This is a genomic window from Shewanella sp. OMA3-2 (genome assembly GCF_021513195.1).
Classification (GTDB): domain Bacteria; phylum Pseudomonadota; class Gammaproteobacteria; order Enterobacterales; family Shewanellaceae; genus Shewanella.
Genome location: NZ_CP090974.1, coordinates 348,541 through 368,771, shown reverse-complemented (window position 1 = coordinate 368,771; position 20,231 = coordinate 348,541). Strand labels below are relative to the sequence as shown.

The 20,231-nt window shown below is 42.6% G+C and carries 21 protein-coding genes, 1 pseudogene and 1 riboswitch; of the genes and pseudogenes, 15 read left to right on the top strand and 7 right to left on the bottom strand.

The genetic code is table 11. The annotated features are described in order from the left end of the window. Positions 1-86: 86 nt before the first annotated feature. A pseudogene (locus L0B17_RS01710) lies at positions 87-1,735 on the bottom strand (electron transfer flavoprotein-ubiquinone oxidoreductase). Between the two features lie 242 nt (positions 1,736-1,977). Beyond that, positions 1,978-2,111, top strand: a riboswitch (molybdenum cofactor riboswitch). Between L0B17_RS01710 and moaA the strand changes: the two are divergent. The 13 genes from moaA (at position 2,099) to L0B17_RS01645 (ending at position 11,199) form a co-directional block, all read left to right on the top strand. Further along, positions 2,099-3,079, top strand: a complete 981-nt coding sequence (gene moaA / locus L0B17_RS01705) for a GTP 3',8-cyclase MoaA (RefSeq protein ID WP_235087124.1) — start codon at positions 2,099-2,101, stop codon at positions 3,077-3,079. Its footprint overlaps the riboswitch before it by 13 nt. Before the next feature lie 79 nt (positions 3,080-3,158). Next, positions 3,159-3,590 (top strand): cyclic pyranopterin monophosphate synthase MoaC, encoded by a 432-nt coding sequence (gene moaC, locus L0B17_RS01700; RefSeq protein WP_443019915.1) that lies wholly within the window; start codon positions 3,159-3,161, stop codon positions 3,588-3,590. A 91-nt stretch (positions 3,591-3,681) separates the two neighbouring features. Continuing rightward, entirely contained in the window at positions 3,682-3,930 is a 249-nt protein-coding gene (gene moaD, locus L0B17_RS01695) for a molybdopterin synthase sulfur carrier subunit (protein ID WP_235087121.1), read from the top strand. A gap of 1 nt (position 3,931) precedes the next feature. After that, on the top strand, positions 3,932-4,402 hold the full coding sequence (gene moaE, locus L0B17_RS01690; RefSeq protein ID WP_235087119.1) for a molybdopterin synthase catalytic subunit MoaE: 471 nt from the start codon (positions 3,932-3,934) through the stop codon (positions 4,400-4,402). 131 nt (positions 4,403-4,533) lie between these two features. After that, positions 4,534-5,316, top strand: coding sequence for a molybdate ABC transporter substrate-binding protein (gene modA / locus L0B17_RS01685; RefSeq protein ID WP_235089480.1), 783 nt, complete (start codon positions 4,534-4,536; stop codon positions 5,314-5,316). A 1-nt stretch (position 5,317) separates the two neighbouring features. Then, positions 5,318-5,998 carry a molybdate ABC transporter permease subunit gene (gene modB / locus L0B17_RS01680; RefSeq protein ID WP_235087117.1) on the top strand — a complete coding sequence of 227 codons (681 nt, stop codon included), beginning with the start codon at positions 5,318-5,320 and terminating at the stop codon, positions 5,996-5,998. After that, positions 5,979-7,085 (top strand): ABC transporter ATP-binding protein, encoded by a 1,107-nt coding sequence (locus tag L0B17_RS01675; protein ID WP_235087115.1) that lies wholly within the window; start codon positions 5,979-5,981, stop codon positions 7,083-7,085. The genes modB and L0B17_RS01675 overlap by 20 nt, the downstream gene beginning before the upstream one ends. A gap of 168 nt (positions 7,086-7,253) precedes the next feature. Then, on the top strand, positions 7,254-7,775 hold the full coding sequence (locus L0B17_RS01670) for a hypothetical protein (RefSeq protein ID WP_235087113.1): 522 nt from the start codon (positions 7,254-7,256) through the stop codon (positions 7,773-7,775). A 14-nt stretch (positions 7,776-7,789) separates the two neighbouring features. Next, complete coding sequence (locus tag L0B17_RS01665; protein ID WP_235089478.1) at positions 7,790-8,467, top strand: response regulator transcription factor; 678 nt, start codon at positions 7,790-7,792, stop codon at positions 8,465-8,467. 67 nt (positions 8,468-8,534) lie between these two features. Then, on the top strand, positions 8,535-9,776 hold the full coding sequence (locus tag L0B17_RS01660; protein WP_443019931.1) for a sensor histidine kinase: 1,242 nt from the start codon (positions 8,535-8,537) through the stop codon (positions 9,774-9,776). Positions 9,777-9,797: 21 nt separating this feature from the next. Then, complete coding sequence (locus L0B17_RS01655) at positions 9,798-10,475, top strand: TIGR01621 family pseudouridine synthase (RefSeq protein ID WP_235089474.1); 678 nt, start codon at positions 9,798-9,800, stop codon at positions 10,473-10,475. A gap of 170 nt (positions 10,476-10,645) precedes the next feature. After that, the gene (locus tag L0B17_RS01650) at positions 10,646-10,813 is read left to right on the top strand and encodes a YqaE/Pmp3 family membrane protein (RefSeq protein WP_235087112.1); all 168 of its coding nucleotides are present in this window, start codon (positions 10,646-10,648) and stop codon (positions 10,811-10,813) included. A gap of 194 nt (positions 10,814-11,007) precedes the next feature. Beyond that, positions 11,008-11,199, top strand: a complete 192-nt coding sequence (locus L0B17_RS01645) for a DUF2986 domain-containing protein (protein WP_235087111.1) — start codon at positions 11,008-11,010, stop codon at positions 11,197-11,199. Between the two features lie 4 nt (positions 11,200-11,203). Here the strand turns inward: L0B17_RS01645 and moeB are convergent, their stop codons facing one another. Together moeB and moeA are read right to left on the bottom strand one after the other, a co-directional pair. Continuing rightward, positions 11,204-12,016, bottom strand: a complete 813-nt coding sequence (gene moeB / locus L0B17_RS01640; RefSeq protein WP_235087109.1) for a molybdopterin-synthase adenylyltransferase MoeB — start codon at positions 12,014-12,016, stop codon at positions 11,204-11,206. Positions 12,017-12,024: 8 nt separating this feature from the next. Continuing rightward, positions 12,025-13,278 (bottom strand): molybdopterin molybdotransferase MoeA, encoded by a 1,254-nt coding sequence (moeA, locus tag L0B17_RS01635; RefSeq protein WP_235087107.1) that lies wholly within the window; start codon positions 13,276-13,278, stop codon positions 12,025-12,027. Between the two features lie 117 nt (positions 13,279-13,395). On the opposite strand from moeA, the gene L0B17_RS01630 reads away from it, so the two are divergent. After that, entirely contained in the window at positions 13,396-13,671 is a 276-nt protein-coding gene (locus tag L0B17_RS01630; protein WP_235087105.1) for a GIY-YIG nuclease family protein, read from the top strand. Positions 13,672-13,821: 150 nt separating this feature from the next. Here L0B17_RS01630 and L0B17_RS01625 read toward each other — a convergent pair whose 3' ends face one another. The 4 genes from L0B17_RS01625 to hslR form a co-directional block, all read right to left on the bottom strand. After that, positions 13,822-15,642, bottom strand: coding sequence for a M14 family metallopeptidase (locus tag L0B17_RS01625; RefSeq protein WP_235087103.1), 1,821 nt, complete (start codon positions 15,640-15,642; stop codon positions 13,822-13,824). 302 nt (positions 15,643-15,944) lie between these two features. Continuing rightward, positions 15,945-17,486, bottom strand: a complete 1,542-nt coding sequence (locus tag L0B17_RS01620) for a phosphoenolpyruvate carboxykinase (RefSeq protein ID WP_235087102.1) — start codon at positions 17,484-17,486, stop codon at positions 15,945-15,947. Between the two features lie 255 nt (positions 17,487-17,741). After that, positions 17,742-18,602: an Hsp33 family molecular chaperone HslO gene (gene hslO, locus L0B17_RS01615; protein WP_235087100.1), complete on the bottom strand. Its 861-nt coding sequence runs from the start codon at positions 18,600-18,602 to the stop codon at positions 17,742-17,744. Between the two features lie 48 nt (positions 18,603-18,650). Beyond that, positions 18,651-19,049, bottom strand: a complete 399-nt coding sequence (gene hslR / locus L0B17_RS01610) for a ribosome-associated heat shock protein Hsp15 (RefSeq protein ID WP_235087098.1) — start codon at positions 19,047-19,049, stop codon at positions 18,651-18,653. 254 nt (positions 19,050-19,303) lie between these two features. Here hslR and gspC point away from each other — a divergent pair, with 254 nt between their 5' ends. Further along, positions 19,304-20,230: a type II secretion system protein GspC gene (gspC, locus tag L0B17_RS01605; protein ID WP_235087096.1), complete on the top strand. Its 927-nt coding sequence runs from the start codon at positions 19,304-19,306 to the stop codon at positions 20,228-20,230. Position 20,231: the final 1 nt, after the last annotated feature.

The window sequence follows — 20,231 nt, the reverse complement described above, 5'->3', positions numbered from 1 at the left end:
ACTTGAATAAGCTTAGCTTAATAGATATAAAAAACGCACCAATAATAGTGCGTTTATTAAAATTAGCTGTAATAAGTAAACATTAATCACATATTTGGATAGTTTGGACCGCCGCCGCCCTCTGGTGTTACCCAAGTAATGTTTTGGCTTGGGTCTTTTATGTCACAGGTTTTACAATGAATACAGTTTTGGCTATTAATCACAAATTTGTTGTCACCCGCGTCCTCTACAACTTCATATACACCGGCGGGACAGTAACGCTGCGCTGGTTCATCAAACTTTGCTAAGTTTACCGAAATAGGGATGCTTTGATCTTTTAGGCGTAAGTGGCAGGGTTGATTCTCTTCATGATGAGTATTGGATAAATAAACCGACGATAGTTTATCAAAACTTAATTTGCCATCATGTTTTGGATAATCGATTTTATTGTAATCGCTTGCGAGCCCCATAGTGGCGTAATCAGGTGTGGTATCTCTGAATGTCACCGGAACTTACCGCCAAACCAATTCTGGTCGATAAAGTTAAATGCGCCGCCAATAAGGGTGCCAAACTTATGCAGGGCAGGACCAAAGTTACGTGATTGATGTAACTCCTCGTACAGCCAACTTTTTTCAAAGCGGGTTTGGAAGCAGTCTAAATCTTTCCCCCCGTTAGCCCTGCAAGTAAGCCTTCGCCTAAGGTTTCTGCCGCCAAAATACCACTCTTAATAGCAGTATGGGTGCCTTTAATTTTGGCAAAGTTCAATGTACCAGCATTACAACCAATGATCAGCCCGCCTGGAAAGCTCATTTTCGGTAACGAATTTAATCCGCCTTTTGCAATGGCTCGGGCGCCATAGGTGAGTCGTTCGCCGCCGGTTAAATATTGCGAGATAACCAGGGTGTGTTTTATAACGCTGAAATTCATCAAATGGACTGAGATGAGGGTTTTTATAGTTTAGATCAACAATTAAACCGACAGCGACTTGGTTATCTTCCATATGATACAAGAAGCCGCCACCAGACGAACCATTGTTTAGTGGCCAGCCACCAGTATGAACCACTTTCCCCTGCTGATGTTGTTCAGCCAGGATTTTCCAAATTTCTTTAAATCCTAAACCATAATGTTGTGGGGGTTTACCATTATCTAAATGGAATTTTTCGATCAGTTGTTTACCTAAGTGACCACGGCAACCTTCTGAAAACACAGTGTACTTGCCATGTAACTCCATCCCAGGCATGAAACTGTCTTTTGGTTGACCATTTTCGCCAACGCCCATATCACCAATTAAAATACCTTTAACGCTGTTATCTTCATTAAACAGTAACTCGCTTGCGGCGAAGCCAGGGAAAATTTCGACGCCCATCGCTTCAGCGCGCTCAGCTAACCAGCGGGTTAAATTACCAACACTAATAATATAGTTGCCGGTATTGTGCATGGTTTTTGGCACTAAACTATTTGGGATCAGACGAGATTGTGTATCTGAATTTAATAGATAAATATCGTCATCAGTGACTTTCGTTTTCATCGGAGAGTCTGTATCACGCCAATCTTTAAACAATTCGTCTAACACATCGGGTTGAAAAACTGCGCCAGATAAAATGTGAGCACCGACTTCTGAGCCTTTTTCGACTACACAAACGGTGATTTCTTTTTCAGCATCTTTAGATATTTGCATTAGACGACATGCGGTTGCTAAACCTGCTGGGCCTGCTCCGACGATTACTACGTCGAATTCCATTGATTCGCGTTCCATCTTCTCACCTTTAAATTGCCAGTTTTATATTGGGTTTATTGTTATTTTTATATTTACGAATACGATAACTAAACGATCGTTTTATCCTATTGCTTACCTTACCGTAATTTTATCGTGTAGCCCAGTATTTCAATCTATTTGATCATAGTGAGCCAGGTCACAAATCGTTAATACCAGCGTCATTATTATCGACAAATACAGCGAAAGGGGTATTTGTGAACAGCCTTTTAGGCCTATAATCAATGTTGACGGTTCTCCGAGCTTTTTATCCTACGTCAATAGATATGGATACTTAGCCGTGGTAATAATGCCACCAGGGTGGGTAAAGAAATGCACTCACCTCCCACACTTGGAAAGGTTAACATGTCCCAACTACAAGACAAATTTGGTCGAAAATTCCATTATTTACGAATGTCGATTACTGACGTTTGTAATTTCAAATGTACCTACTGTTTACCAGATGGCTACCGTCCCGACGGTAGACAAAGCTTTTTGACCCTGTCAGAAATTGAAAACTTGGTCGCTGCTTTTGGCGAGGTTGGTACTCAAAAAATTCGAATCACTGGTGGTGAGCCTACTCTGCGTAAAGACTTTACTGATATTGTGCGGATTGTTGCTGATAACCCCAATATCCACACAGTTGCTATGACCACCAATGGCTATCGCTTAGAAAAAAATGCCAAGCAATGGTACGACGCAGGCTTAAGACGTATCAATGTGTCAGTAGACAGCTTAGATCCGCGTATGTTTCATCAAATAACCGGTGAGAATAAGTTTGATGAAGTGATGCGCGGTATTGATGCTGCGCTGGAAGCCGGATTTGAACGAGTCAAAGTCAACGCTGTGTTACTGAAAGATCTCAACAGCAAAGATTTACCGCGCTTTTTACACTGGATTAAACATACTCCGATTGATTTACGCTTTATTGAGTTAATGGAAACCGGGCTAGGCCATGACTATTTTAAAGCGCATCATTTAGCGGGTAATGATATTAAGGCGCGCTTGATGGCAGAAGGCTGGTTACATGATCGCTCAGCTGTGGATGATGGCCCCGCGCAAAACTTTAGTCGCCCAGATTATCAAGGCCGAATTGGTTTGATCATGCCTTATGCGAAAGATTTTTGTGCCAGTTGTAATCGCTTACGAGTATCGGCTAAAGGTAAACTGCATTTATGTTTATTCACCGAAAGCGGCCTTGATTTACGTGATTTATTACAACATGCCGATCAGCGTCCCGAGTTAATCCAGCGTCTTCATAGTCAACTTGCCCAAAAAGAACAAACCCACTATTTACACCAAGGGATCACGGGTGTTACCCAGCACTTAGCCTCAATTGGTGGCTAGTTTTATTTCTCTCTCAAATTAAAGGCTTTAACTAATGAGCAACGCATTTACCCATATTAATGCTGACGGCAATGCCCACATGGTTGATGTGACCGACAAAGTGGTCACTGAGCGTGAAGCCCGCGCTGAAGCATTTATCGAGATGGCTCCCGCAACCCTTGAAATGATCATGAGCGGCAGCCATCACAAAGGTGATGTTTTTGCTACCGCACGCATTGCCGGCATTCAAGCGGCGAAAAAGACCGCTGATTTAATTCCTTTATGCCACCCGTTAATGCTCACCAAAGTGGAAGTTGATTTAGTCGCTGAACCTGAATTTAATCGGGTGCGTATTAATAGTTTATGTAAGTTATCAGGTAAAACAGGCGTTGAAATGGAAGCGTTAACCGCGGCATCTGTGGCGGCATTAACCATCTACGATATGTGTAAAGCGGTGCAGAAAGATATGATCATTTCACAGATTAAATTATTGGAAAAGCGTGGTGGTAAATCTGGTCACTTTAAAGCGTGAACCTTGTTCACCTTGAATGGTGTGTTGATCCCAGCTTTTTACTAAAGCAAGTATGCAACGTTAATTGATAGTGATAAGTGAATATAAGATTATGATCCAAGTATTATTTTTTGCTCAGGTACGTGAATTATTAGGTACCGCCAAGTTAACTTTCCCAGCAGACGGTATTACCACTGCTGAGTGTTTAAGATCTGCTTTGGCGGCACAAGATGACAAGTGGGCTAAAGTGATGGCGTCAGATAAATTATTGGTGGCAGTTAATCAAACCATAAGTCATTGGAATACCATAGTGGCTGACGGTGATGAGGTTGCCTTCTTTCCGCCTGTTACTGGGGGCTAATATGACCCAGCCAGCTAAAGTGAAAGTGAAAGTGCAAACAACAGACTTTAATGTAGCAGAAGAATATAACTTACTGGCCAGTGACGATGGTGATGGTGCGGTAGTGACATTTGTGGGTAAAGTACGTGATTTTAATGATGGTAATCCTGTGACCGATCTCACGTTAGAGCATTACCCTGGTATGACCGAAGCCGTGCTAATGCAAATTGCGCAGCAAGCAAAAGAGCGTTGGCCGCTTAATTATGTCACCATCATTCACCGTGTCGGCACTATGTCATTAGGTGAGCAGATTGTGTTTATCGGTGTGACCAGCGCCCATCGCAAAGCAGCCTTTGCTACGTGTGAGTTTTTAATTGATTTTTTAAAAACTAAAGCGCCTTTTTGGAAGCTTGAAGCGGGTAGCAATGGCAGCAACTGGGTAGATGCCCGTGACAGTGATGAGCAAGCCGCCAAAATGTGGCAAAAAGACTAGCGGATAAAGTGATCACTATGGGCGATACCAACAAAAAAAGTATCTTTAGCCGATTTATCTTGGCTAGAGTATCGTCTTGGCTAGACAGTAAATACTTGCTGTATTTGGCGTTACTGCTTACGTTCTATAATATGACGGTATCGCCAGTTTATGCCGCAGATAGCCCAGCCATAGCAGTTGCTGCCAACGTTAAATTTGCGATGGATGATATTGCCAAGCAGTTTACTCAAGATACCGGGCGTTCGGTTAGATTAAGTTATGGCTCGTCGGGTAATTTTGTATCGCAAATTCTTCATGGTGCTCCCTTTGAGTTGCTGCTCAGTGCCGATGAGCTTTATCCTAATAAGTTAGTCGAAGCAGGTATCACTCAAGATGCTGGCCACATCTATGCTATGGGGCGTTTAGCCTTAGCAGCATCTAAAAACTCCCCATTAGAGCTTGATGAACAATTACTGGGATTATCAGCCTTAATTGAGTCAGGCCAATTACAACGCTTTGCAATTGCTAACCCAGCACATGCGCCTTATGGCGAAAGCGCTCAACAAGTGCTAACTAAAAAAGGCTTATGGCAAATCATTCAACCGCATGTCATTTTAGGTGAAAACGCTTCTCAAGCTGCACAGTTTGCCGTTAGCGGCTCAACTCAGGGCGGTATAGTGCCTTTGTCATTAGTATTAACACCTAATTTTCAACGTATAGGCCAATATGTGGCCATTGCAGATGAGCTTTATCAGCCAATTAATCAACGTATGGTATTGATGAAAACCGCCTCAAGCACAGCGCAGCAATTTTATACCTATATGTTATCCGACTCTGCACAGCAGATTTTATTACAATATGGTTTTAAAGTACCTGACGCATCATCCTCACAAACCAGTATAATCTCACCATCAAATATGTTGGAGCTTGATTAATATGGATTGGCAAGCGCTGTGGTTGTCGGTCAAGCTCAGCAGTATTACGGTGTTATTGCTTGTTCCATTGGCGTTGCTTGTTGGGCGGGCTTTGGCTTATCGCCAGTTTCGCGGCAAGTCATGGGTAGAAGCGTTGATTATGGTGCCCTTAGTATTACCGCCTACTGTAGTGGGATATTATTTGCTGGTGGGTATGGGGAGTCAAAGTGTGATTGGCCAATGGATTGAGCAGCTGTTTGGCCAGCAATTGGTGTTCCATTTTTCAGGTTTGGTGATTGCTTCTATACTGGTCAATATTCCCTTCGCAGTACAACCCATCCAACGTGCATTTGAAACCATTCCTATTGATGTTCGTGATGCAGCAGACTGTTGCGGTATGAGCCGACTCACGTTATTTTTTAAAGTTGAGCTACCTATGGTGTGGCCAGGTGTACTGACAGCTTTGGTGTTATGTTTCTCCCACGTATTAGGTGAGTTTGGGGTGGTGTTGATGTTAGGTGGCAATATCGCCGGTGAAACAAAAACCATCTCTATTGCCATATATGACAGTGTACAAGCTTTTGATTTTGATGGTGCGGGTACCATGTCTTTGGTGCTGTTATTATTTGCGATTAGTGCCCTAGCATTAACCACCAGTTTATCACGACGATTAGGGGGTCATCTTGGCAGCTCCGGTCGCTGATTTACATTGTGATTTATCACAACAGTTACCCATCCCCTTAGAAGCCCACTTTTGCTGTAAAGCAGGAGAGGTCTTAGCCGTAGTTGGCCCTTCAGGCGGAGGTAAAACAACCTTGTTACGCATGATTGCTGGATTGAGCAAGCCCGAGTCGGGCAAAATAACTTATGGCGAGCAAGTGTGGTTTGACAGCCAGCAAAAGGTTTGTAAAACCCCACAGCAGCGGCATATTGGTTATGTTCCCCAGCACTTTGGCTTATTTCCGCACCTTAGCGCAATCCAAAATGTGATGGCAGGATTGGATCATGTTCCTAAAGCAGATCGTAAGCAGCGGGCGTTAGATTGGTTGGAGCGAGTTAACCTTGAAGGGCTGCCCGACCGATTACCAGCGAATTTGTCAGGAGGCCAACGCCAGCGCGTCGCCTTAGCCAGAGCATTAGCTCGCGAGCCTGCGGTATTACTATTGGACGAGCCTTTTTCAGCAGTCGATAGAGAAACCCGTGAGAGACTGTACATCGAACTGGCCCGATTAAAATCCCAACTAGCCATTCCAGTAATCATGGTGACCCATGATATCCATGAAGCACAATTATTAGCTGACCGAATGATTTTGATTAGCCAGGGACAAATGCTTCAGCAAGGCAAGCCTTTTGAGGTATTATCGCATCCGCGTAATGAGGCCGTTGCCAGACAAATGGGGCTGCGCAATATTTTTGATGCGAAAGTGATTGCCCAAGAGTCTGGGCGTAACATGACCTGGTTGGCCTTTGGCGAACATCAAATCGCGATTGAAAATGCACCTCAAATGACCATTGGGCAGCAAGTTCGCTGGGTAATCCCCAATCAGGGAATTCGATTTAATGCCATTACGAGCGGGCGCTTATGTAAAAGTATTAATAAATTGGATGTTGAAATAGAGTCTTTACTGGTGATGGGCGAATCTGTTCGAGTCATTGCCCGCATTGCGGGGGTTAAACAGGTGATTAATGCCGACATACCGATGCACTTGTGCAATAAGCTTGCTTTAACTCAAGGGCAGAAAACCACAGTGGCATTGAAGTCGGATCAAATCCATATTTTACCCGCGTGAACATAGAATATATTGTTGGACATTTAGTATTGTTAAGGCATCCAAAATCGCTTCAAAGGCAAAGTATCACTTGCTGCATGATCAATTATTAATCTTACATTTCTTGGGTCTTTAGTAGGACTTAGGTAAAGTATCACGGTACGCATTCTTTTATATTCGAGGCTTAAAATGGTTCGGCTGCTCTTCGCACTGTACTTGTTCCCTTTTGTGTCGATGGCCACACCATCAATACAATCATTACTTTCCCAAGAAGGCTTGTTAACGCCAATTTCTGTGATGGAACATTGGGAGCAACAGGACAAGGGAACCTTGTGTGGTTTTGGCCTCAATATTGAAGACGATCAACTCGTTTATCTACTTTCTGCAATTAACACTGAATCGAAACTTCTTTATAAATATGAATTTAGCGCTCAAAATGGTGCACTGCTTGAAGAAGTCAGTGAATCATATGAAGGGCGAAAAGTTGCTCTTTTACATGCCGTTAGATTAATGCATGAAAAAAACATCTCTTTCTCTTCTTTGGTCAGTCTAGCCACGCTTAATCAAAGCGGTTTTTTATTGCAGGCTGATTTAGACCACGATCTATCCATTAGTTATCTTGAATTACAAATGCTTAATAACGAAGCCAAAAAAATCATCGCTTTCGATATTGAGAATCTCCGTCCATTACCACTACTTAAATGGGATTAATTGCGACCATGACTATGCGTATTTTGATCGTTGAAGATGATGCCACAACATTGAAATATGTGGCAGAAGGGTTTACCGCGCAACAGTACAGTGTTGACAGTGCAACCGATGGCCAAGAAGGGCTAACACTGGCTAAACATAATCAATATGATTTAATTGTGCTAGACCGAATGTTACCTAAACTTGATGGTCTGACTTTATTGTCTGCACTGCGAACTAGCGGTAATAAAACACCGGTATTAATTTTATCGGCCTTAAGCCATGTTGATGAGAGAATTAAAGGCTTGCGAGCGGGTGGTGATGATTACATGACCAAACCCTTTGCATTTGCAGAGCTATTGGTTCGTGCCGAAAAACTGGCGCAGCGAAATGTCGTTGCACCTACAACTACAGATCTCGAAGTGGGCGGCCTTAAAATGGAGTTGTTGACTCGTAATGTTACCTTAGACGGTAAAGAGTTAATGCTACAGCCTAAAGAATTTCAATTACTTAAATATCTGATGGAACACCCTAACCAGGTCATTAGCCGTACTTTGCTGTTTGAAGCAGTATGGGATTATCATTTTGATCCTCGCACCAATGTGATTGATGTGCATATTGCTAAGCTGCGCCGTAAGTTTGAAGAACTGGGCCACGGTGAGTTAATTGAAACCATAAGAGGTGCAGGATATCGTCTTTGCAAAGGGCATTAAGCCTTACCAAAGTAGCGCTTGGCGCATCACATTAATTTTCTCTACCTTAGTGACAATTTTGATTGTGATGCTAATTTCTAGCTTATATAGACAACTGATTATCGAGCAAGAGAATCAAGTAGATAACCACCTTGCTGCTGAAATGCAGCGATATAAGCAATTAGCCCTGACCGTTAATCGGCGTAGCTTTGCAGCTCAAATTCAAGCATCTGATCCCAAAACTGCCTTAATAGCATGGAAAAATAGCGTCGATATGGTCGGCGCATTAACTTTTTTACCTGATAACATGCCTTTGTTACCCGAAACGCGACAGTTCCCCATTTTTACCGGTGGACCAGATAAGCTGCACATTTTAACCGGTGGCTTGGTTATGACCAACTATGGCCCAGTATTAATTGCAACTCGAACGGATCAATTAGCAATATTAATTGAAAAGTTTGTCAATGCCGCATTTTGGGCGGTCGCTTTTACCTTGGGCTTAACTTTGGCATTAGGGTATATTTTTTCTAAGGCCATTTTGCGTCGATTAGTGCAATACAATCAGCTTAGTGAACAAATTGAAGCAGGGCACTATGACACGCGATTACCCGTTTCACGCCAGCAAGACGAGTTTGATATGTTGGCACAACAGTTTAATCGCGTGTTAGATACCTTAGAGCAAAATTTACGCGCCGTGCGAGGTGTCACCGACAATATTGCCCATGACCTGCGTACGCCGCTGTCTCATTTACGTATAGGTATTGAGCAGCTTTCTGACAAACCACAATCTGAGCTTGCAGATGCCCGTGCAGAATTGCTAGAAGAGTTAGATGATTGTTTAGCCACTTTTGATGCCATGTTGTCATTAACGCGGATTGAAGAAGGTCAGCAGTTGCTTGACTTACAACCGGTGTATTTACAAGAAATTTGCCAGGATCTATATGAAATGGCCGATGTATTAGCTGAAGCCAAAGAGCAAGAGTTTACCATTGATTTACGTCAAGACGTGGTGATACAAGGTGATAAATATTTGCTATTTCAGGCTTTATTTAATTTGGTTGATAATGCAATAAAATACTCACCAGAAGGTGCTAAAATACATATAGAACAGCATGGTAAGTGGATTACAATTGCCGACAATGGCCCTGGTATCGCTGATGAAGATAAAGAGCGTGTCTTTGAAAGACTCGTCAGACTTGACCCTAGCCGTCACTTCAAAGGCACTGGTTTAGGCTTATCTATGGTTAAAGCCATTTTATCGCGCCATCAAGCCAGCATTGAAATGTTAGATAATCATCCTGGATTATTGGTGAGTATCCATTTTAAATAAGTGAATTGTCGCTTTATGAGTATGTACCAAATTATTAGCCAACAAGATGACTTTATTATTATTAATAAAGCGCCTAATGTCCATTTTCACAGTCAAGATGGCTCAGCCGGTGTGGTTGCCCAAGCTGAGATTGATCTTGGTATAAAACTGTTTGCTGTACACCGTTTAGATACCCCAACATCAGGGCTGCTCATCTTAGCTAAAAACCCTGTAGCAGCCAATTGCTTTACGCAAATGTTTACCGCACATCAAATACAGAAATACTATTTAGCGATCGCCAATGGTAAACCTAAAAAGAAACAAGGTTGGGTGATTGGTGATATGGCTAAAGCACGCCGCAGTATGTATAAACTGTTACGCAGTAAAGATAATCCGGCAATTACTCAGTTTTATTCAACATCACTTGGTGCGGGTATAAGGGCTTATTTGCTTAAGCCTCACAGTGGTAAAACCCATCAACTTAGGGTGGCATTAGCCAGCATTGGTGTACCAATATTGGGTGACAGTCTTTATGGTGAGGCGATAGATGACCGTTGTTATTTACATGCTTACCAATTAAATTTTTGTTATTTAGGGCAAGAGTTTCAGTTTACTCAACCCCCACAGCAAGGTCTGCATTTCCTTGCTCCTACGATGCAAACTTGTTTACTAAATGAGTGGTTATTGCCTGCGAAGCTTGACTGGCCGCAAAAGCCCTAGGCTTGAGCTTTGCCTGGTTAGTGAAGTGTCTAACTGAGTGCATTGTCTAGTGAGTACCTGTCTACTGAGTAAAGTGTACCCTGAGTTGCTGTTTTTGATATAGTAAACCCGTTGCCACATGTGTAAGCTAATACCGTAAATTAATTTATTAAAATAAGGATATAACCCCTATGGATACCAATAAACTATTGCTGGTGATAATTGCGATATTGTTGCCGCCAGTTGGCGTTTTTTTGAAAAAAGGTGCGGGTAAGGATTTATTGATCAATATCATCCTGTGTATTTTCTTCTTTGTACCAGGCTTAATCCATGCTTTATGGGTTGTATTACAAGATTAATGGCTGTTCTATCATAGCCTAGCCATATATTGCCTAGCCGTATTTTTGAGCAGACTTAAGCTGTTAAGTTAACTTGATTTAAGATGTTGCGGCTTTCATGGTTAACACTCGTTACCGGTATATTCAACAAGTATCATTCTGACTTGAGTTGGTTTCAAGTTATTGTTTTAAATTATTTAATAAGTTAAACCACCATGAACCGAAAAAAGAAAATCAACCAAACACTAAAAGCTAAAGCAAAAAAAGCCAATCAAAAGCTGCATACCGCGAATAAACCCCAGTATGTGTCAAAAGCTGAGCGAGCATTGTTAGAGCAACAGTCTAATGCAACCGTGACCAATCCGGATGCGGCGCTATCTACAGCCGACTGTGATATTGCCGTTTAAATGATTATTTAAGTTTATTGGTTGGTGAACCGCATACATTACAATGGGGCTGTTGAGTCAGTTTCATTTGGCGAAACTCCATCGTCATCGCATCGATCATCAAGATTCTACCTGTTAAGTGTTGTCCCATTGCGGTAATCACTTTAATCGCTTCGGTTGCTTGAATACAGCCCACCAAACCGACAACGGGCGCCAGAATACCTGACTCTACGCAGCTTAAATGTTGCTCGCCAAAGAGTTGGCTATAACAATGATAGCAAGGAGTATTGGGTTGATAATCAAATACCGTTACCGTGCCTTCCATTCTGATTGCCGCAGCAGAAATCAGCGGTATTTGGTGCTGTAAGCAACTTCGATTAAGTTGCTCTCGTATCATCACATTATCGGTGCAATCTAATACTAAGCTTTGGGTAGAAACCAGCTGATTGAGTTGCTGATCATCGAGTAAAGCGTTAATGGCATTAACGGTAATCAGTGGGTTGAGTTGGGTTAACGTTTGTTGAGCTGAATGGACTTTTGCTTGACCTATATTGGCATCCTGGTGCAAAACTTGGCGTTGTAAGTTAGACAGTTCAACCGTGTCAAAGTCGACCAGGGTTATTTCGCCAATACCTGCTACGGCAAGGTACTGGCTTGCTGCACAACCCAGCCCGCCTGCACCAATTATCAACACCTTCGCAAGTTTAAGCTTTTCTTGGCCTTCTATATCCATTGCTTTAATCGATATTTGGCGACTGTAACGCAGCATTTCGTTATCTGACAGTATCTCGTCGTTTACCTGATTATCGCTGTTATGGCTATCCTTGAACTGGCTCATATCAACTCCTAGGTTAATACATGGCTAAAGGGTTCCACAGTGACCATAGATCCTGCTTCAATATCACCCTGGAATTGGGCTAAGTTAATAAAGCAATTAGCCATACTCATTGACGTTAACATCCCCGAGCCTTGCCCTCCGGTAGTCGTCACTTCTAGCTCGCCTTGAATGTTTTGGGTTAATACCCCCCGTTGATATTCAACACGTCCTGGTTGTTTACGAATGGAAGTGAGTAATTTTGCCTGATAAGTAAGCGGTATTTTATTAGGTAAACCCTGCATTTTATTTAAAATAGGCCACACCAATTTATAAAAAGTGACCATAGATGAAACTGGATTACCGGGTAAGCCACAAAACACGGCCTTACCTAACTTACCAAAAGCAAAGGGCTTTCCGGGTTTTATCGCCAACTTCCAGAAAGTTATTTGACCTTCTTCAGCTAACACTTGTTTGGTGTAATCTGCATCACCCACCGACACGCCACCGGAGGTTATGACCATGTCAGCGCATTCAGCAGCATCTCTAAATGCGGCGCGAATCGCTTCTTTATCATCCTCAATCACGCCTAAGTCTATCCATTCGACATTGGCTTTGGCCATAAGTCCCTGAATAGAATAGCGGTTTGAATCATAAATTTGTCCTGGTGCTAGCTCTGTACCTACTGGACGAAGTTCATCACCGGTAGAGAAGAAGGCGACTTTTATGACGCGTTTTACTCTAACTTTACTGATGCCTATAGTTGCCAGTACCCCCATTTCGGCAGCTCTAATTTGGGTACCGCTAAATAATACTTTAGTACCTGCAAGCAGCTCTTCACCGCGATATCGCACATTTGCCCCTAGCTTGCTCGGGTGGGTAATCGTAATGGCTTCACCATTTGTTAGTGCTTTTTCTTGCATTTGCACAGTGTCGTAACCCTGCGGCACTGGTGCGCCAGTCATGATACGAATACAGGTATTTGCGGTGACTTTACCGGTATAAGGATGACCAGCAAATGAGCTGCCCACTAAAGTTAATGTGGTTTCTGACTGATTCGGTGTTAAGTCCGCAAATCGCATTGCGTAACCGTCCATCGCAGAATTATTAAAAGGAGGTAAATCTAAGCCTGACGTAAGATCTTCTGCTAATACACGCCCGATAGAGTGTGATAACTCAACTACTTCAGAGTCGTCAGTGGCTTCAACTTGTTCAAGCAGTTGTACCATAGCGTCATCAGGGTGTAATAACGTAGGTTGAGCACACGGGTCTTGAGTTGCTATCATCAGATATTCCTTTAAAAGCAGGGTTGTCATCACCAAGTGGTGAGAAGATAAAATTGTCGGTTAGTATGCCATGATAATCGTAGTGTTTTATGATCCAACGTAAGGTTTTTATAAAATATGCAGCAAAAAAAATCGGCAAAAAATTGGTTTTTATACATAATTGAATGTGCCAACGGACATTTATATACCGGGATAACCACTGATGTTCCTCGACGATTTTCTGAACATCAATCATCAGGCCCTTTGGCGGCAAAGTATCTTAAAGGTAAAGGCCCGTTAACCTTAGTCTATCAAGAGTCGTTGCATTGCCGCAGTAGTGCGACAATGCGTGAAATTGCGATAAAAAAACTGCCAAGACATAAAAAATTAGCCTTAATTAACAGCGGCACCTAATTATATATACGTTCAAACCAGCAAAATAGTTCGCTCAATACAACGGACCTGAGCCATGTAATCTTGGTAGGATTGACTCATCATAGTGGTGAATAATAACTGACTTTGATGAGTCTCTAGCCATGACAAGTTCCGAAGGTTAATTTGTGCTTATCGGACTTCTCTTAAGACGGGATAAACTTGATATTGCTGGTCGTAATACGGGCTACGCTCATAAAACCAACGTAATCTAGCATCACTGTCACTGGCAAAGGTTTTATCTTTCAATGCCTGGTCAAACTCAGCCTTCAATTGTGGGTTTTGTGCGAGCATTTTTACCGCTAATGGCTCAACAGCATAATCTTCAATGTATTCTGTACGAGTAAAGATAGTGTTGAAAAAACCCCAGAAAAACAATGAATCTTCCGCCTGAGGCTCAAGTAACAAAATAGCTAAGTTACCGAGAGGTTGTGCGGTATCAATTTTAATTGTACCAGCATCGAGTGTGACTTTGATTGTGTCACTTATCGTGTCGGCCTGTACTGTTTGGCGACTTTCATAATCCTGCTGGCCAAATTTGGGATGCTCAAAGCGATATTGTTCGGCGGTGATGGTTATCGGCTTAGCTAAGCTGGTCATCTCTATACCGTGTAATGCTAACTTTTCAATCACGGCAGTCCATTGTGACGGAATATAATAGGCGTTGGGTCGAGTCACTTGAATGTCAGCTTTAGTGTTGCCGATAACTGGCAAGTCTTTATAAAGCTTGGGCTCTCCGGTCCAGCGCACCACATTTGCGCCGCTGATGGCACTTTTTTCAAGCGTGTAATCAATCCCTTTAAAGTCCCATGTTGCCTGGGGCTCATCTTTCCAGGTTAAAACAATATTGCTGGCCAGCCGTTGTTGATCCTGATTGATTGCCGCTGATAAGGTTTTACTGTGCTCTCCGACGGTTTTTAAGGTTTGCTCTAACATTACATAGGTGCCTAAAACCCGTTGTTTAAAAGGTTTTAAGCTATGATTTTCAATTAAGATTGTTGGTAAATGTCGTGCATCACCATAGCCATTTGAAAAACGTGGGCTTGGGTTCCAGTAAGATACGCCTTTGTGCATATCGGTATTGTCATTGGCAAAAATAAGTTTACCTGGAATATGACCATTGGCTGATAAGGCAGATTCAATTTCTGGCCTGTAAGTGTTGTCTAACCATGCAAATATCTTTGGGCTAGCGCCTTGCTTAACGTTATAGCCAAAAGTGACGTCATATTGATAGTCAATGCCGTCGGTAACATGCACATCTATGTACAAATCAGGTTGCCATTGGTTGATGGCGCTTAACAGATGTTGCATTTCAGGCGCATCTGCTTTGGCGTAATCTCGGTTTAAATTTAGATTGGTGGCTGTTGTACGCCAGCCCATATTGATGGGGCCGCGTTGATTAACGCGACTGTATTGACTGCTTCGCTCGTGAGCATCAACCGACAGAATAGGAATAAAAAGTAGGTTTGCATTATCTAATAAGGCTGCTTTATTGCCATGGGCTATGTCGCGCAGCAACATCATGCCCGCATCTTTACCGTCTATTTCGCCCGAATGAATACCGGCTTGAACTAATACGGTAGGCTGATTGTTTTGGCTTAATTGAACAGGTGTAGCAGCGCCGGCTTTAGAGGCGACAATCATCCAAATATCACGCCCCTGTGGGCTTTTGCCTATGCTGACTTTTTTAAGCATTGGGCTACTTTGCACAAGTTTATCAAACCAGCTTACCGTGTCGGCATAACTGGGGCTATTAAGATAATTTTGCAGCTCAAATGGCGTCACCCACGGATTATCACTTGCCACCAACAGTGATTCACTTTTGCCTTGCCAAGTATGAATGGGCGGTAAAATCGAATCATTAATAAATTGCGTCTTAGCATGTGTATCGGCAAAACATGATGATGACAGTAATAGGGTAGCAATACTGGTTGATAGGGCTAATCGGTGCATATTGGCTCGCTTAAAATTATTTTTATGAGTTTGAAATATTACTTATCATAGCAACGTTTTAGGCGAAATAACCTAGATGTTAAAGCTTGTTACAAAGTTAGTTACATAGCTAATCTGTTATGCATATAGCGGCTGGAGTGGATGAATCTAAATCGCAGGTTTAGTACGGTAACTGAAATGTTGTTAATCGAGAAGAGACTATTCGTGCACCTAGTTTAAGCAGATGGTGAAAGGGCAAAAAATAAGCCCTAACAAGGTTAGGGCTTATTGGCGGTTAAAATGGTTACCTAAAGCAAGGGGAGTTAAGCCTTAGGTCCAGCATTTTTAATCGCATCTGACACATCATATTTAACGAAGTTTGCCGCAAACTCTTGGGCAATTTGCTGGGCATACTTATCGTATTCAGCCTTATCAGCCCAAGTGTTCACTGGGTTAAGCAATTTGCTATCAACACCGGTAATCGCTACAGGTACAGATAAATTCAACTTCTCAATATGCACGGTTTCAACGTCTTTCAGCTCACCGCTAACAATAGCATCAACAATGGCGCGAGTTGTTGGTATGTCAAAACGCTTACCAACACCATGTGGGCCACCTGTCCAACCTGTATTGACTAGGTAAACTCGGCTACCGAATGATTCGATACGCTTCATTAATAACTCGGCGTAAACACCCGCTGGGCGAGGGAAGAAAGGCGCACCAAAACAGGTTGAAAATGTTGATTGGATGGCGGCGGTAGAACCCATTTCTGTAGAGCCCACTTTAGCAGTGTAACCAGACAGGAAGTGATAAGCAGCTTGCTCTTTGGTCAGGATTGAAACTGGCGGTAATACACCAGACACATCACAAGTTAAAAACACCACTGAGTTTGGCTCTGCGCCACAGTTTTCTTCTTTACGTTGGGCAATATGTTCAAGAGGATAAGCTGCGCGGCTGTTTTCGGTTAAGCTGGTATCTGAATAATCCGGTACGCGATCAGCATCTAACACGACGTTTTCAAGCACAGTACCAAAACGAATCGCATCCCAAATGACAGGTTCATTCTTTTGGCTTAAATCGATACATTTGGCGTAACAACCGCCTTCAATGTTAAACACGCCACCCGGTGCCCAACCATGTTCATCGTCACCAATAAGGAAGCGTTTTGGATCGGCTGACAAGGTGGTTTTACCTGTGCCTGATAAACCAAAAAATAGGGTGGTATCGCCATCATGACCGACGTTTGCCGAGCAATGCATTGGTAACACGCCTTTGGCTGGTAGTAAGAAGTTTTGTACCGAGAACATCGACTTCTTCATTTCGCCCGCGTATTTAAGACCGGCTAATAAGACTTTACGCTCAGCAAAGTTAAGGATAACCGTTGCTTCAGAGTTTGTACCATCACGCTCAGGCACACAGACAAAACCAGGCGCGTTGATTATTTGCCATACATCTTTGTTGCCACGGTTAAAGGTTTCGGGGGCGATAAATAAATTACGTGCAAATATCTGATGCCATGCATATTCGGTAGTCACTTTTATCGGTAGATAATGATCATCATCTGCGCCGACTTCAAGTTCAGACATAAATAATTCTTTGTCTGCTAGATAAGCTTCTACACGACCCCACAACGCATCAAATTTTCCAGCATCGAATGGACGGTTGACTTTGCCCCATTCGATTTCGCTTTCTGAACCTGATTCTTTAACAATAAAACGATCGTTAGGTGAACGTCCTGTTCTTTCTCCCGTTTTTGCCACTAATGCACCGTTTGCGGTAAGTTGACCTTCGCCACGAAGAAGCGCTATTTCTACAAGTTGCGCAGTTGTCGGATTAAGGTGAACGCGGTTTGATACATCCGCCATAGTGTAAATCTCCAATTTTATAGGTCGTTTTCGCTCTAAAGCATAAGAAATAGGTGTTCTGAAAGGCTATTATTATATGTTTATGCCGTTCAGTAGCGTGATTGTAACGTATGTTGGAAGCGGGGTAACGAACAGTTTGGTAATTTTTTTGAAAGTTTTTCAGGTTTGTCTATTTTTTACTGAGAACAAAGACTAAAAAAGACGCCTTTAGCGCCTTTTTTGTGAAACTCTTTCAGCTTTTTGGACGTAGCGTGGTTACTGTGCTGTGTCGCTAGTTGGGCTGATGGCATAAATAGATGCGATGTCGATACTATCAAAGGTGTACATTACCGAACAGTATTCGCAGCCCATATCAATTTTACCTTCCTCAGCTAAAATCTGCTCTGCTTCTGTTTGTGGAATGGTACGAATAGCCGCTGCGCTGCGCTCGCGTGAGCAACTGCATTTAAATGTTACATCAACAGGGTCAAATAAACGCACTTCTTCTTGATGATATAAGCGGTGTAATACTTGCTCCGCGTCAAGGGTGAATAGCTCATCAGCTTTAATCGTGGCGGTAATGGCTGATAAGTGCTCATAGTCTTCATTTTCTGCTGATTTAGAAGGTAACACCTGCAATAGCATACCTGCAGCTTGTTGGCCGTTGGCAAAGAGCTGGATTTGGGTTGGTAACTGTTCTGACTGGTTAAAGTATTCTTCTAAACATGCCGCCATATTAGGGTGGTCTAGCGAAACAATACCTTGATAACGCTCACCTTCGTCCAGGGTTAGAGTGATTACCATGTAGCCTTTACCCATCATATCTTGCAGGCTAGCATCTGCGGCAATATCGCCTTTCCAGCGTGACACACCGCGTAATACTTGTTTGTTATTGCCATTAATGACTGCTAAAGAAACTGGGCCGTCACCTTGTAGTTGGACACTAATGTCGCCTGAGAACTTTATTGTGGCGGTAAGTAAAGACGTTGCAGCCATCAATTGGCCTAATAAAATCTGTACCGCGACAGGGTAATCATGGGCTGATAGCACTTGTTGGTAACAGTCTTGTAATTGAACAATTTCACCACGGACATCAGCGTTATCAAACAGGTAGCGGTGTAATATATCGTTAGTCATCACGTATCTCTTCTGTAATAAGCTGATTAATTGATTAATCGGCTAATTCTATAATTCTTTGAAGCGCATAAGCTGTCTGCGCTGTTTTTTATCCGGTTTATGATCAGGAACCGGGTTATTTAGCATGTTTAATCGTCTTGCTTCGGCGTTAAACTCACGTTTAACCACACTTTGTTCAGTTTCTTGATAGAGGCTTTTTGCAATTTCAGCACCTTGGCGATGTTCAGATAGCTTTACAATAATGACTTCTCTATCATCATGACCTTGGCGGATCCGTATTGTAGAGCCTAATTCAGCATTCTTACTGGATTTAGTACGTTGTCCATTGTAATGTACTTTACCGCCGTTAATCATGTCTTTGGCTAATGCGCGGGTTTTGTAAAAACGAGCAGCCCAAAGCCATTTGTCGAGCCTAATAGTGGATTTATCGGACTTATTGTCTTTCAAAGCGCCTCCTAAACAGGACTGAATTCACAAGCTGATTCATTTTACCGTCATATCGATAAAGTATCATCGTAAAAAGCGACAGGCCTCACAGCCATTTTAGGCGCGTAAAGTTAGCATATTTGGGCGTATTTCGCCAATTGATCTGTTGCGGGCTTGTTGCGTATTGCAGTGTGAGTTAGCATAAGTGGCTATTGCTTAATTACTAACATTAAAACAGAGGCCTGTACTGTAAAAGTATAGAGGGTCCAAAACCTATGGATTTATTAGATAAACTGATCACCAAAGCGGCTGTTATCCCTCATAAACAAGTGAGTAATATTGTCTTTGGGCTAGGTCTTATAATTGTGTTGCTGCTTGCAGCACAAATTACATGGAAGTTAATGCCCATGTCTGACAATCAGGCAAACTGGCAACCCTCTCCTATATCGACGTCTTCTGCTAAGCGTGTCGAGCTTAGTGCTGTGCGCAATTTATTATTATTTGGTCAAATTGATAGTAATAATAACCGCCCTAAGGCTGAGGTCGTTGAGCAAATCACTGACGCGCCTAAAACCAATTTATCCATTCTTTTGACGGGTGTGGTCGCATCAACATCTGAGCAGCATGGTTTGGCCGTGATTGAATCTAGCGGCAACCAAGAAACCTACAGTCTTGGCGATAAAATTAAAGGGACTTCTGCTTCACTAAAAGAGGTCTACGCCGATCGCATTATCATTACTAATTCAGGGCGTTATGAGACCTTGATGTTAGATGGCTTAACATACACCACGCAAAGCAATATAAATCAACAGCTTCAGCAGGCTAAAACTGACCAGCGTGATACTCGTGATGTTAGAAAAGTAGATATGCGCAATAGCACACTTTCTGCTGAATTGGCTCATTCACGTCAGGAATTACTGTCTGACCCAAGTAAAATTACCGATTACATTGCCATTTCGCCCGTTCAAAAAGACGGTGAGATAGCAGGGTATCGTTTAAATCCAGGTAAAGATGTGGAACTGTTTAAGCAAGCAGGGTTCCAACCGAGTGATTTAGCTAAATCAATTAACGGATTTGATCTGACCGAAATGAGTCAGGCATTAGAAGTGATGACGCAGTTGTCTGAATTGACGGAAATGTCAGTAATGGTCGAACGCGAAGGACAATTGGTCGAAATCATGTTTAGTTTGCCACAACATTAAT